Origin of the sequence: Sphingomonas sp. BK036, assembly GCF_004216825.1 — a bacterium.
Taxonomy (GTDB): domain Bacteria; phylum Pseudomonadota; class Alphaproteobacteria; order Sphingomonadales; family Sphingomonadaceae; genus Sphingomonas.
Genome location: NZ_SGXR01000003.1, coordinates 1,156,704 through 1,170,239, shown reverse-complemented (window position 1 = coordinate 1,170,239; position 13,536 = coordinate 1,156,704). Strand labels below are relative to the sequence as shown.

Sequence of the window (13,536 nt, the reverse complement as noted above, 5' to 3'; positions counted from 1 at the left end):
ACGCGGGAGCTAGCGGCTCCAGCGGGCCCAGATCGCGGTCGGCAGCGTCAGGCCGCGCGCTTCCTCGCGGACGCCGAGTTCGCCCACTTCGACCTTGCCGGGCAAATCCGCGAACACCTGGTTGAGCAATTCGCCGATCGCCAGCGCGGACATCCGCACCGCGTAGACCGTCAGGAACAGGAAACGCGAATTCTCGTCGAGCAGCTTGCGGCAGTCGGCGATGAGCTTGGGGAGGTCTTCCTCGAGACGCCACACCTCACCCTCCGGCCCGCGACCATATTTGGGCGGATCGAGCAGGATGCCGTCGTACCGGCGCCCGCGGCGCACTTCGCGCGCGACGAACTTCGCTGCGTCGTCGGTCATCCAGCGGATCGGCGCGTCGGCCATGCCCGACAGCTTGGCGTTGGCCTTGGCCGCCTCCACCGACTTTTTCGACGCATCGACGTGGACCATGCGGACGCCCTTGGTCGCCATCGCCAGCGTGCCGACGCCGGTATAGCCGAACAGGTTCATGCACTCGGGACTGTCGAGCCCCGCTACGCGTTCGCGCATCCAGCTCCACACCGGCGCCATGTCGGGGAAGAAGCCGAGATGGCGGAACGGGGTGGTCTGCGCGGTGTAGGACACCTCGTTCCACTTGAGCGTCCAGCCCTCGCGGGGGACGGGTTCCGAAAATTCCCAACGGCCGCCGCCATCCTCGTCGGAGCCGGGGACGAATTCGCCCTGCGCCTTCCAGTCGGTCGAGGCGGGCGCCCACATCGCCTGCGGTTCGGGGCGAATGAAGCGGAAGCGGCCATAGCGTTCGAGCTTCTTGCCGTGCCCTGAGTCGATCAGGCCGTAATCGGGCCAGGGTTCGCCGATAAGTGTGTGCAGCTTCATGCCGACGGCCTCGCCCGCTCGGTGATATAGGCGGTGATCGCCTCGAACGTCGCGGGCAGCGTCGCGTAGCGCTCCTCGCGATCGAACAGGTCGCCGACGCGCGCGGGCAGCGAGGGCCGGACGCCGGTGGCGCGCTCGACCGCATCGCCGAACTTGGCGGGGTGCGCCGTGGCGAGCGTCACGACCGGCACGCCGGCGGGCACGTCGATGCGCAACGCGGCGGCGAGCCCGATCGCGGTGTGCGGATCGATGACCTGCCCCGCATGCTCGTGCGCCCAGCGCATGGCGAGCGTCATGTCGTCGAGGTCGACGCGGTCGCTCTGGAAGAGCGCCGCGGCCCCTTCGGACTGCGCGTTGGTGAGGCGCATCGCACCCGAGGATTCGAAGCCCGCCATCTGCGTTGCCAACGCCGCGCCATCACGGCTACCAAGATCGAACAACAGGCGTTCGAAGTTCGAGCTCACCTGGATATCCATCGACGGGGTCGGGGTCTGCTGGACGCCACCCTTCGAATAATCGCCGGTGCTGAGCGCGCGGTGGAGGATATCGTTGACGTTGGTCGCGACGACCAGCTTGGCGACGGGGAGGCCCATCTTCGCCGCGACATAGCCTGCGAACACGTCGCCGAAATTGCCCGTGGGGACTGCGAACGCCACCTCGCGATCGGGCGCGCCGAGGCGGACCGCGGCGTAGAAGAAATACACCACCTGCGCCATCAGCCGGGCCCAGTTGATCGAGTTCACCGCGGACAGCGCGAACTTGGTCGAGAAGGCGCGATCGTTGAACATCGCCTTCACGAGCGCCTGCGCGTCGTCGAAGCTGCCTTCGATCGCGATGTTGTAGACGTTGGGGCTGAGCACTGTGGTCATCTGGCGGCGCTGCACGTCGGAGATGCGGCCGACGGGGTGGAGCATGAAGATGTCGATGCCCTCGCGCCCTGCGACCGCGTCGATCGCCGCCGAGCCGGTGTCGCCGCTGGTCGCGCCGACGATCGTCAGGCGCTTGTCCGTGCCCGCAAGGAAGCGTTCGAAGAAGAGCCCCAGCAGCTGGAGCGCGACGTCCTTGAACGCAAGCGTCGGGCCGTGGAACAGCTCGAGCAGCCACTGGTCGTGGTCGAGCTGGACCAGCGGCACGACCGCGGCGTGCGAGAAGCGGCCATAGGCCTCGTCGCAGAGTGCCTTCAGTTCCTCGCGGGTCATGGCGTCGCCGACGAACGGCGCCATCACCGCGACCGCGGTGTCGACATAGGAGAGGTCGGCGAGGGCCACGATCTCGTCGCGGGTCATCGTCGGCCAGGCCTCGGGCAGGTACAGGCCGCCGTCGGAGGCGAGGCCGGCGAGCGTCGCGGCTTCGAAATCGAGGACGGGGGCGGAACCGCGGGTGCTGATGTAACGCATGGCCAGCCGGTTAGCGGGACGAGGCTTTCGACACAAGGTTGCGCCGCTTGGCTATCGCAAGGACATAAATGATCGCGGCGATCGCGGCAAAAAAGAACCACTGGCCGGCGTACGCGAGGTGATTGTTCGGGACCGACGCGATGTCGGGTCGGCCGTTGGGGCTGAGCCCGGCTTGCGGGGTGTCCGCGACCAGCATGAGGCGCTGCGGCGTATGATCGAACAGCGATCCGATCAGCGAGCGGCCGTCGGGCGCGTGGCTGATGAACCCCGAGACTTCGCCGCCCGCCCAGGCGATCTTCGCCATCGGATCGCGCGTGGTGCCGAGCTGGACGATCATGCCGGGTCCTTCGGCGCCAGTCCGGCACTGCGCGATCGCGCGGAAGCCCGATTTGCCCGCGCCGGCGAGCGTGATGGCGGTGGGCTGGAGGCAGAGGCCCGACGCGCGGCGGAACAGGAGCGTCTCGTCGGGAAGGCGCGGGAACGCCATGGGCGGCTTGGCGGGGTTGGCGACGAGCTGCGCGAGGAACGCTTCCTTTTTCGGGAGGCGATCGAGCAATTGCCACAGGCCGAGGCCGATCATCGCCGCGATCGCAAGCGTGACGAGGATCGTCGGGATGACGGGAATACGCGAAGGACGGGTCACGGTTCGATTCTGCCCTCGCGCGCGGCGTTGCGATATTCGGCGGACATCAACGCACCCTTTGCGGCGCGCAGCGACAGGATCACGCCGCCCGCGGTGAAGGGGATCCAGATCAGCATGTGGAGCCAGAGCGGGGGATGAACCTTGAGTTCCAGCGTGATCGCAAGCGCGACGACAAGTGCGCCCAAGATCAGCGTCAGGAATGCGGCGGGGCCGTCGCCGACGTTGAACTTGGAGAAGTCGAGACCGCAGTTCGGGCAGCGGTCGGCGAAGTTGGACCATTTCGCGAAGAGGGTGGGCTTGCCGCAGCGCGGGCACAGGCCCTTGAGCGCGACCTGCGCGATCGTGGGGGCGGTGGCGAGCGGGTAGGGGTCTTGCGTCATGCTGTCAGATCTCCCTTCGCTTGTATCCCCGCGAAGGCGGGGACCCAGACTGGGCTCCCGCCTTCGCGGGAGAACAAGGGGCGGGAGGGGCGGGTGGCCCCCCGCCATCATTACCTTCTACCCCGGCGAAGGCCGGGGCCCAATTGGGAGACGTTGCTAACGCAAGACAGCTTTTCGTTACTGCGACCTTCCCAATTGGGCCCCGGCCTTCACCGGGGTGGTGCAAGATACCGTAAAAGCTCAACCGCCGTGGACGGGGGCGCCCCAGCCGCCCCAGACATAGACGGTGACGAACAGGAACAGCCACACGACATCGACGAAATGCCAGTACCACGCCGCCGCCTCGAAGCCGAAATGCTGGCGCGGGGTGAAGTCGCCGCGATAGGCGCGCACCAGGCAGACGATCAGGAAGATCGTGCCGATCAGGACATGGAAGCCGTGGAAGCCGGTCGCCATGAAGAATGCCGCGCCATAGTTGATTCCCTTGAACGGGAACGGCGCGTGGACATACTCATACGCCTGGATCGAACTGAACAGCACGCCGAGGATCACGGTGAGCCACAGCCCCTTGAGAACGCCATCGCGGTTGCCGACGCCGATCAGGCCCCAGGCGCCGGTCTTCTCGCCGCCGCGCTGATTGTGGATCAGCGCATGGTGCGCCCAGGTCACGGTGGTGCCCGAGGTGAGCAAGATCAGCGTGTTGAGCAGCGGCAGTTCGAACGGGTTGATGACCGTCAGGCCCTTGGGCGGCCACTGCGCGATCATCGCCGCGCCGCCTTCGACCGCGCGCGTCACGCTGCCATCGGCATAGGTCATCGCGGTTGGGAACAGCGAGAAGTCGAAGAACGCCCAGAACCAGCCGACGAAGAACATCACCTCGGAGGCGATGAACAGGATCATGCCATAGCGGAAGTGAAGCTGGACGACGGGGGTATGATCGCCCGCATGGGCTTCCTTGATGACCTGCGCCCACCAGCTGTAGAAGGTGAAAAGCAGCCCGGCGAGGCCGATGAAGAAGATCCAGCCGCCGCCATTGGGCTTGTCGATATGGCCGCCGTGCATCCACATGATACCGCCGACCGCCATGATCAGCGCGGACATCGATCCGACCAACGGCCAAACGCTGGGTGGCAGGATATGATAATCGTGGTTCTTAGCGCCGGCCATGGAACTCCCCTATTCTCTTTGCGCCCGTCCTAGCTTGCGTTTTTCGCGGAATCCACCGGGTAAAACGTATAGCTTAGCGTGATCGTCTGGATATCGGCTGCGTCCGGGTCGCTCAGGATCTTGGGATCGACGAAAAAGATCACCGGCATCCGAGCGGTCTCGCCGGGCTTGAGCGTCTGCTGCGTGAAGCAGAAACACTGGATCTTGGTGAAATACTTGCCCGCCTGCGCAGGCTGGACATTGAACGTCGCGGTGCCGGTAAGAGGCTTTGTCGAGGTGTTCGTCGCGGTGAAGAACGCCATGTCGCGCGCGCCGATCGCGATCGTGTCCGAGCGATTCTCGGGCGCGAACTTCCACGGCAGCTTGGGGCTGACATTGGTGTCAAAATCGACCCGGATCTGGTGATCGACCGCGCCGGGGGCGACCAGCCCGCGCTGCGTGGTGCCGTTGAGGCCGGTGACCGAACAGAACAAGCGGTAGAGCGGTACGCTCGCCCAGGCGAGCCCGGTCATGAAACAGATGAACAGCACCGCGAGTGCCGCGGTGCGATTGGTGCGCGACATGGCCTTCCAGCCGGCCATCAGTGCGGCATGCCCGCGCGGATCTTGGCGATCGAGACAGCGAAGATCAGGATGACGAACGCGCCGAGCAGCAGCGCCATCACGCGCGCCCGCCCGCGCTGGCGGCTGCGGATCAGGTCGGCCTGGTTGGGCTCCAATGGCGTCATGCGAACCACCGGTCGACGACCAGCGCGCCGAACATCACGAACAGATACAGGATCGAGTATTTGAACAAGGCCTTCTCCGGTTTCATCGCATCGTCGGCATGCGTGGTGCGTTTGGCAACCCTGACGGCGAGCAGCGCGAACCAGCCGGTCAGCAGCACCGCCGCGATGCCGTAGATCGGCCCCGTCAGCCCGAGCGGCCAGGGCAGGATCGCGACCGCGGCCATCGGGATGGTGTAGAGGCCGATCTGCGTCCGCGTGGTGCGCTCACCCGAGACGACCGGGAGCATTGGCACGCCGGCGGCGGCGTAATCGCTCTTCATGAACAGCGCGAGTGCCCAGAAATGCGGTGGCGTCCACAGGAACACGAACAGGAACAGCAAGACAGGTAGCAGCGCGATGTCGCCGGTCGCCGCAGCCCAGCCGATCAGCGGCGGAAAAGCGCCCGCGGCACCGCCGATGACAATGTTCTGCGGCGTGCGACGCTTGAGCCAGACGGTGTAGACCAGCACGTAGAACAGGATCGAGACGGTCAGGATCGCGGCGGCGACCAGGTTCACCGCGACGCCCATGAACAGCACCGAGAATGCGCCGAGCCCGACGCCGAAATGGAGTGCAGCCTGGCGGTCCATCCGGCCATCGGGGAGCGGACGCTTCGCTGTGCGGCGCATCACCGCATCGATATCCGATTCATACCACTGGTTGAGCGCGCCGGCGGCGCCTGCGCCCAGGGCAATGCACAGGATCGCGGTGAAGCCGATCACCGGATGCACGCCAACGGGCGCGGCGAGCATGCCGCACAGTCCGGTGAAGACGACGAGCGTCATCACGCGCGGCTTCGTCAGCGCAAGGAAATCGCGCCAATGCGCCGGTGGAAGAAGGGGGGTGGCAGGAGTCATGGTTCGGGTACGCTATACCCTTTCGATGGCCTTGGGGAAAGCCATGCATGGTCGTCTCGGAAGCCGCGTTGTCCGACTTCGTAAGGCGGAGTTGGCGAGATCTAAGTGCGAAAGCCGAAGTAGAAAGTTGGCCTTCAAAGTGGATCAATCTTCGATCTAGTGTCTCGCGGTAGAGTGGTAAATAATAGGTAAGACGATACTAGCATCGTAATTATTGAGTCGCGGAGTGATATATACAAGGGTTGGGTATGAAAAGGATAGGGGCGGCTATCGCGGTCGGTCTGATAGTGGCCGGGTGCAGCGTCGGGGCGAGATACTGTCCAAATTCGGTAGGATTCCAGTATTCGTCTGCTGCGCTGCAAAAGCCACCCCCGCCGCCTCCGCCCGAAAAGACGGCATCAGCGTCGCCACTACCTGAGCCAAAATCAGATTCTCCGCCCACATTGTCGCTGGACCCGCCGCTAGCGCCTATGCCGCCTAGCACGTCAGGAGGATACGCTTTGGGCGGAGGTGGAGCGGTTGGGATCACCCGCCGACACGCGTCCTATGTCAATTGGCGTTCGACCAATGCCATGATGGCTATCGGTCGCTCGGGGCGGGTCAATCTCCCTGCCGATGAAAGCGGATATTGCGCGCTGGCGGGCACCGTAATGACCATTGGCGCGTGTAAGGCCTATGGGGATCAGCCGGACTCTGTGGTCGGCACGGCTAGTTTGTCAGCTCCAACGTCGATGTATCGTGGGGAGGCTGGGACTGTTCGCTTCGCCGTCGTTGCTGGCGAGCAGGACCCTGCGGCGAACGATCTCGTCGATTCGACTGACGCGAAAACCGTACCGGTCAAAAACGTCAGATTTGGAAGGATCATGGAGGCGCGGTTCTATGGTGAGGGATTCGAGATTGCACCGTCCGACGCTGTGAGGATTGACGCCGAAGAGACCGGGGAGGCCTTGTGGCAGTGGACGATCGTTCCGGTACGCGCGCTACGTCATAAACTTCGGATCGAGGGTTGGGTGCTGCGTCGAAACGGGGAGGGTAGGCTCGTGCGGGCACGGCCGATCCACCACCCGGACATCATCGTCGACGTGCCGATCCGCTGGTTTCCCGACTGGGTTCACGACCTGATGGACGACTCGCTTTCATGGTTTGCCGATGGGGCAAACTGGCTGAAGGCGTTGAGCGGGCTCGTAACCGCGTTGGCAGTATTGTGGGGCGGGTTCCGCGCGTTCCGCGGTGGACTGGGTCCCGGTGGGGCCGTCGAGACCGCAAAACGTTAAGCGGGAAGAACTGAACTCGAACGAAAAACGCCCCGGGTTTCCCCGAGGCGTTCTTTGTCTTGGCTGGCCCCGACACGGGAGCAAGTCCCGTGTCGTCGGACGCGGCGTTGCCGCGCCGGCCGGGGGCCTGAGGGCCCTTGTCCGCCTTCAGTCGATCTTCGGCAGCGTCTCGAACTGGTGGTATGGCGGCGGCGAGGAGATCGTCCACTCGAGCGTCGTCGCGCCGTCGCCCCACGGGTTGTCGCCCGCCGGCTTGCCCGCGATCATCGACCAGATCAGGTTGACGAAGAACACCACCATGCCCGCAGCCATGATCATGTAGCCGACCGAGGCGACCGTGTTCCAATGCTCATACTGCGGCGTGTAGTCCGGGATGCGGCGCGGCATACCCTGCAGGCCGAGGAAGTGCATCGGGAAGAACATCACGTTCACGCCGATGAAGAACACCCAGAAGTGCAGCTGGCCGAGGAACTCGTTGTACATCTTCCCCGACATTTTCGGGAACCAGTAATAGAAGCCCGCGAACAGCGAGAACACCGCGCCGAGGCTTAGCACATAGTGGAAATGTGCCACCACATAGTACGTGTCCTGCATGTAGTCGTCGATGCCGCCATTGGCGAGCACGACGCCGGTCACGCCGCCGACGGTGAACATGAAGATGAACCCGATCGACCACACCATCGGCGTCTTGAAGGTGAGCGAGCCGCCCCACATCGTCGCGATCCACGAGAAGATCTTGATGCCGGTCGGCACCGCGATGACCATCGTCGCGGCGGTGAAGTACATCTTGGTGTTCACCGACAGGCCGGTGGTGAACATGTGGTGCGCCCACACGACGAACCCGACGACGCCGATCGCGACCATGGCATAGGCCATGCCGAGATAGCCGAAGACGGGCTTGCGGCTGAACGTCGAGATGATCTGGCTGACGATGCCGAAGCCCGGCAGGATCATGATGTAGACTTCGGGGTGGCCGAAGAACCAGAACAGATGCTGGTAGAGGACGGGATCGCCGCCGCCGGCCGGATCGAAGAACGTCGTGCCAAAGTTGCGATCGGTCAGCAGCATCGTGATCGCGGCCGCGAGGACCGGGAGCGCGAGCAGCAGCAGGAACGCGGTGACGAGCATCGACCACACGAACAGCGGCATTTTGTGCAGCGTCATGCCCGGCGCGCGCATGTTGAAGATCGTGGTGATGAAGTTGATCGCACCGAGGATCGACGAGGCACCCGCGAGATGGAGCGCGAGGATCGCCATGTCGGTCGACGGCCCGGGCTCGCCGTACGTCGAGAGCGGGGCGTAGAGCGTCCAGCCATTACCCGCACCGCCGAAGAACGGCGAGGCGAGCAGCAGCGTGAAGGCGGGGATCAGCAGCCAGAACGACACGTTGTTCATGCGCGGGAACGCCATGTCGGGCGCACCAATCATGATCGGCACGAACCAGTTGCCGAAGCCACCGACCATCGCCGGCATGACCATGAAGAACACCATGATCAGCCCGTGCGCAGTGATGAGCACGTTCCAGAGGTGAAGTGATTCATCGAGGCTGGCAGGGCCGCCATGAAGCATCGTCGCCCAGCCCTGGAGATATTGGATGCCGGGATGCGCGAGCTCGGCGCGCATGAGCCCCGAGACCGAGCCGCCTATGATCCCCGCGACGATCGCGAAGATCAGGTAGAGCGTGCCGATGTCCTTGTGGTTGGTCGACATGAACCACCGCGCGAAGAAGCCCGGCTTGTGATCGGTGTCGTGATGATGGTCATGCGCGTCGTGCGAAACGAACGCCGACGGGTTGAGAGCGGTGTCGGTCATCTTACTGTCCCGCGTTGCCGGCGCCGGCCGGGTTTGAGGTGGCGCCCTGCGTCGTCGCGGGGGCTGCGGTGGTGACGTTCTCGACAGGGCCGATGGCGTTGGCGGTTTCCGCGGCCTCCTCGACCTTCGCCGCGGAGCCATCGGCGCCAGGCTGCGGGATCACCTTGTCGGAGGCCTTGCCGGGCGTCGGCATCGTGCCGCCCTTGGCACGGACCCAGGCAGCGTATTCGGCAGGCGGAACGGCCTCGACCGCGATCGGCATATAGCCGTGGCGCGCGCCGCACAGTTCCGAGCACTGACCGAAATACAGGCCGGGCTTGTCGATCGTGAAGCTCGTCTCGTTCAGGCGGCCGGGGATCGCGTCGAGCTTGATCCAGAACGCCGGGACCGCCCAGCTGTGGATCACGTCGTTCGACGTCGTGATCAGGCGGATCGGCACGCCGACGGGGAGGACGATGCGGTTGTCGGTGGCGAGCAGCTTGGGGCCGTCGGCATCGGTGCGCGGACGCTCGCCGGCGGCGACGTCAGCCTTTTCTTTCAGCATGTTGGCGGTGATCTCGAAGCCGCCATTGTCCGGATACTGGTAGGTCCAATACCATTGATTGCCGATCGCCTTGAGCGTGACGGCACCCGACGGCGCCGGCTTGAACTGCGCCTGGAGCAGCCCGATCGAGGGGACTGCGATCAGGACGAGGATTACGACCGGCGCGAGCGTCCAGAGAATCTCGATCGCGGTGTTGTGGCTGGTCTTCGACGCGACCGGGTTGCGCGCCTTGCGATAGCGGAACGACACCCAGAACAGCAGTGCGAGGACGAACAGCGAGATGATCGTGATCGTCGGCACCAGGATCGAATTGTGCATCCAGTGCGCGAACTGGCCGTTCTTGGTGACCTGAGGCTGAAGCCCGTACAGACCGTTGGTCGGCTGGCCGATCATCGGCTTGACCGTCATCGCCGGCGCACCATCCATCGCCAGCTCGGGGCTGGATGGGTTGGCGGTGGGCGTCGCGGCGGCGGTCGTCGGTGCGGTGTTCGAGACACCGCCAGGTGCCGCGGCGGCCTGAGGTGCTGGTGTAGCAGTCGGTGTGCTTGCAGGCTGGGCCGCATGCCCGGCGACACCACCGAGACTCGCCAGTGCGAGCCCCGCTGCCATCGCAAATCCTCTCATCCCCATCTTGCGCATCGTTTTTCTTGACCCCGGTTTATAGCGAACCCGATATCCCGGACGCGCGGATGTCTGCTTATCATTTGGGAAGAGCTATACCCAGCGGGGGCGCTTGCCTCAAGCTTTGTCTCCAACCATCGTCCTGCAACCCGCCGTCATCCTGACGAAAGTCAGGACCCAAGGGTACCGAGCGCACCATACTTGGCCCTGGATCTGACTTTCGTCAGCACGCCGGGTGGGGTGACGTGTGATGCCCGAAGCGTCGGTAGTCGTTGCGTGCGGTTTCGCGCGCTCGTATCAGCGCGCGCAGACCTTTTGGAGCGATGACCCGCGATGACCGAAGACGACGTGCTCGCCGAATTCCGCGCTGCCGAAGCGTTGCTGGAAGGGCATTTCATCCTGTCCTCGGGGCTGCGCAGTTCGCGCTACCTGCAATGCGCGCGGGTTTTGATGGATCCCGCGCGCGGCGCGCGGCTGTCCGAGGCACTGGTGGCGTCGATCCCGGACGCGCTGCGATCGCAGATCGGCGCGGTGGTATCGCCGGCGATGGGCGGCGTGATCGCGGGGCATGAGATGGCGCGCGCGCTGGGCGTCGAGGCGATGTTCCTCGAGCGGCCCGACGGCGTGTTCGAACTGCGCCGCGGGTTCCGTCTCGCGCCGGGGCAGAAGGTGCTAATGATGGAGGACGTCGTCACCACCGGGCTGTCGTCGCGCGAGGCGATCGCCGCGATCGGTCGCGCGGGTGGCGTGACGGTCGCGGCGGCGGCTTTGGTCGATCGCTCGAACGGAACGGCGGATCTGGGCGTGCCGTTCTTCCCGCTGATCCGGCTCGATGTGCCGACCTATCCGGCGGATGCCTTGCCCGCCGAGCTCGCGGCGATCCCGGCGATCAAGCCGGGCAGCAGGGCGGCGGCATGAGCCCCCTCGGCACCGAGCATCTCCGCCTGGGCGTGAACATCGATCACGTCGCCACGGTGCGCAATGCGCGCGGGGCGGGGTATCCCGATCCGGTGCGCGCGGCGCTGGTCGCGGCGGCGGCGGGGGCGGACGGAATTACCGCGCATCTGCGCGAGGATCGCCGGCACATCACCGACGACGACATCGCGCGGTTGTCGGCCGAGCTGGCGATCCCGCTCAACCTCGAGATGGCGGCGACCGACGAGATGCTCGGCATCGCGCTGCGTCACAAGCCGCACGCGGCGTGCATCGTGCCCGAAAAGCGCGAGGAGTTGACGACCGAGGGCGGGCTCGACGTCGCTGGGCATTATGATCGGATGGCGCGGCTGGTCGACGCGCTGGCGGGGGCGGGCATCCGCGTGTCGCTCTTCATCGAGCCCGATGCGCGCCAGATCGAGGCGGCGGTGCGGCTCAAGGTGCCGGTGGTCGAACTGCACACCGGCTTATACGCCGAACTGTCGGGCGAGTCGCGGACGGCGGAGCTGCGGCGGCTGACCGACGCGGCGGCGCTGGCGGCGAAGAACGGCATCGAGGTGCATGCGGGGCACGGGCTCACCTACGACAATGTCGCGCCGATCGCGGCGATCCGTCAGGTTCGCGAGTTGAATATCGGGCATTTCCTGGTGGGTGAGGCGCTGTTCGTCGGGCTCGGCGAGGCGGTTCGGCTGATGCGCGAGGCTATGGATGCGGCGCGGTAGTCCTCCCCGGAACGGGGAGGGGGACCATGCGCAGCATGGGGGAGGGGGCCCACTGCGGGCGTATCGTTCGTGGAGCCCCCCCTCCACCCCGCCGCTTCGCGTCGCGGTCCCCCTCCCCGTGCCGGGGAGGATTTCGTGATTATCGGGCTCGGTTCCGACCTGTGTAATATCGAGCGGATCACGGCGTCGCTGCAGCGGTTCGGCGAGCGGTTCGAGCAGCGGGTGTTTACCGATGTCGAGCGCGCGAAGGCGGCGCGGCGGCCGTTCACCAAGGCCGGGACGCTCGCCAAGCGGTTCGCGGCGAAGGAAGCGTTTTCGAAGGCGGTCGGGACCGGGTTTCGCGCGGGCGTGTTCATGCGCGACATCGGCGTGGTCAACGCAGCGAGCGGCGCGCCGACGCTGGCGCTAACCGGGGGCGCCAAAGCGAGGCTTGACGCGCTGACCCCCGAAGGCCACGCCGCACGCGTGCATCTGACGATGACGGATGATTACCCCTGGGCGCAGGCCTTTGTGATCATCGAAGCTATACCTCTGATATCTCAAGTAGATATGAATCGATGAAGGACGCGGCGTTGGACGGCAACGAGTTCCCAGACAAGCCCCTCGCGCAGCAGACGGCGACGGGTGACACCGTCGCTCCGACGGCCACCGCACCGGACACACCCCGCCGTCGCGGCACCGACTGGTGGGGCGAGGTGAAGGGGATCTTCTGGCTGATCCTGGTCGTGCTCGGCTTCCACAGCTTCATCGCCAAACCCTTCTACATCCCGAGCGAATCGATGCTGCCGGGGCTTCGGATCGGCGACCGGCTGGTGGTGACCAAGTTCACCTATGGCTGGTCGTTCGTGTCGCCGACGATCCCGAACCCGGTCGCGATCTTCAAGGGCGTCGTGCTGCGCCAGCAGGAAGACAGCTGGAGCGTGTCGCTGCCGTTCATGCATGGCCGCCTGTTCGGATCGCTGCCGACGCGCGGCGACGTGGTGATCGTGACGCCGCCGGGGACGCATAACGACTATATCAAGCGCGTGATCGGCCTGCCCGGCGACAAGCTCGCGGTGCGTGGCGGAATCGTGTTCCTCAACGGCGTCGCGGTGAAGCGTGGGCCCCTCCACGACACGCTGATCCCGGTCGACACCAACAGCCCGTGCAGCGAGATCGACTATCCCGGCGCGCGCGAGACGCTGCCCGATGGCCGCCAGATGTGCCGCCTGCCGACCTATACCGAGACGCTGCCCAACGGCCGCCGCTACGAGACGATCGATCTCGAATCCGACAGCCAGGGCGACAATTTCGCGGAAGTGACGATCCCGGCGAACCACGTCTTCCTGATGGGCGACAATCGCGATCGCTCCGCCGACAGCCGGTTCGCGCTGAGCCAGCTCGGGCTGGGTGGGCCGGTGCCGTACGAGAATCTCGGCGGCCGTGCGGAGTTCATCACCTTCAGCCTCGACGGCGACGCGACCTTCAATCCGCTGACCTGGTGGGGATCGTTGCGCTCGGATCGTGCCGGCACCTCGCTGCATCCTGCCAAGGCGAACTGA

15 protein-coding genes are annotated in these 13,536 nt (G+C 65.4%); 5 read left to right on the top strand and 10 right to left on the bottom strand.

Going from position 1 to position 13,536, the window contains the following annotated elements; all coding sequences use genetic code 11:
- Positions 1–9: 9 nt before the first annotated feature.
- The 8 genes from EV283_RS05505 to EV283_RS05475 form a co-directional block, all read right to left on the bottom strand.
- Positions 10–879 carry a class I SAM-dependent methyltransferase gene (locus tag EV283_RS05505; RefSeq protein ID WP_130323293.1) on the bottom strand — a complete coding sequence of 290 codons (870 nt, stop codon included), beginning with the start codon at positions 877–879 and terminating at the stop codon, positions 10–12.
- Complete coding sequence (gene thrC, locus EV283_RS05500) at positions 876–2,276, bottom strand: threonine synthase (protein WP_130323291.1); 1,401 nt, start codon at positions 2,274–2,276, stop codon at positions 876–878. The genes EV283_RS05505 and thrC overlap by 4 nt, the downstream gene beginning before the upstream one ends.
- A gap of 10 nt (positions 2,277–2,286) precedes the next feature.
- A complete protein-coding gene (locus tag EV283_RS05495; protein ID WP_347400201.1) occupies positions 2,287–2,919 on the bottom strand; it encodes an SURF1 family cytochrome oxidase biogenesis protein in 633 nt (210 codons plus the stop codon).
- A complete protein-coding gene (locus EV283_RS05490; protein WP_130323289.1) occupies positions 2,916–3,299 on the bottom strand; it encodes a DUF983 domain-containing protein in 384 nt (127 codons plus the stop codon). Before EV283_RS05490 ends, EV283_RS05495 begins: the two co-directional genes overlap by 4 nt.
- A 240-nt stretch (positions 3,300–3,539) precedes the next feature.
- Positions 3,540–4,466 (bottom strand): cytochrome c oxidase subunit 3, encoded by a 927-nt coding sequence (locus EV283_RS05485; protein WP_130323287.1) that lies wholly within the window; start codon positions 4,464–4,466, stop codon positions 3,540–3,542.
- Between the two features lie 29 nt (positions 4,467–4,495).
- Positions 4,496–5,047, bottom strand: a complete 552-nt coding sequence (locus EV283_RS05480) for a cytochrome c oxidase assembly protein (RefSeq protein WP_130323285.1) — start codon at positions 5,045–5,047, stop codon at positions 4,496–4,498.
- The gene (locus EV283_RS19065) at positions 5,047–5,193 is read right to left on the bottom strand and encodes a hypothetical protein (RefSeq protein WP_165391695.1); all 147 of its coding nucleotides are present in this window, start codon (positions 5,191–5,193) and stop codon (positions 5,047–5,049) included. Before EV283_RS19065 ends, EV283_RS05480 begins: the two co-directional genes overlap by 1 nt.
- Positions 5,190–6,089 carry a heme o synthase gene (locus EV283_RS05475; RefSeq protein ID WP_130323283.1) on the bottom strand — a complete coding sequence of 300 codons (900 nt, stop codon included), beginning with the start codon at positions 6,087–6,089 and terminating at the stop codon, positions 5,190–5,192. The genes EV283_RS19065 and EV283_RS05475 overlap by 4 nt, the downstream gene beginning before the upstream one ends.
- A gap of 572 nt (positions 6,090–6,661) precedes the next feature.
- Here EV283_RS05475 and EV283_RS05470 point away from each other — a divergent pair.
- A complete protein-coding gene (locus EV283_RS05470) occupies positions 6,662–7,363 on the top strand; it encodes a hypothetical protein (RefSeq protein WP_130323281.1) in 702 nt (233 codons plus the stop codon).
- 147 nt (positions 7,364–7,510) lie between these two features.
- On the opposite strand, the gene ctaD is transcribed toward EV283_RS05470, so the two are convergent.
- Together ctaD and coxB are read right to left on the bottom strand one after the other, a co-directional pair.
- Complete coding sequence (gene ctaD / locus EV283_RS05465) at positions 7,511–9,175, bottom strand: cytochrome c oxidase subunit I (protein ID WP_130323279.1); 1,665 nt, start codon at positions 9,173–9,175, stop codon at positions 7,511–7,513.
- Position 9,176: 1 nt separating this feature from the next.
- A complete protein-coding gene (gene coxB / locus EV283_RS05460) occupies positions 9,177–10,328 on the bottom strand; it encodes a cytochrome c oxidase subunit II (protein ID WP_242615792.1) in 1,152 nt (383 codons plus the stop codon).
- A 345-nt stretch (positions 10,329–10,673) separates the two neighbouring features.
- Here coxB and pyrE point away from each other — a divergent pair, with 345 nt between their 5' ends.
- The 4 genes from pyrE (at position 10,674) to lepB (ending at position 13,536) form a co-directional block, all read left to right on the top strand.
- Positions 10,674–11,258: an orotate phosphoribosyltransferase gene (gene pyrE / locus EV283_RS05455; protein WP_130323277.1), complete on the top strand. Its 585-nt coding sequence runs from the start codon at positions 10,674–10,676 to the stop codon at positions 11,256–11,258.
- Positions 11,255–11,995, top strand: coding sequence for a pyridoxine 5'-phosphate synthase (locus EV283_RS05450; RefSeq protein ID WP_130323275.1), 741 nt, complete (start codon positions 11,255–11,257; stop codon positions 11,993–11,995). Before pyrE ends, EV283_RS05450 begins: the two co-directional genes overlap by 4 nt.
- Before the next feature lie 135 nt (positions 11,996–12,130).
- Positions 12,131–12,556 (top strand): holo-ACP synthase, encoded by a 426-nt coding sequence (acpS, locus tag EV283_RS05445; protein WP_130323273.1) that lies wholly within the window; start codon positions 12,131–12,133, stop codon positions 12,554–12,556.
- Positions 12,553–13,536 (top strand): signal peptidase I, encoded by a 984-nt coding sequence (lepB, locus tag EV283_RS05440; RefSeq protein ID WP_130323271.1) that lies wholly within the window; start codon positions 12,553–12,555, stop codon positions 13,534–13,536. Before acpS ends, lepB begins: the two co-directional genes overlap by 4 nt.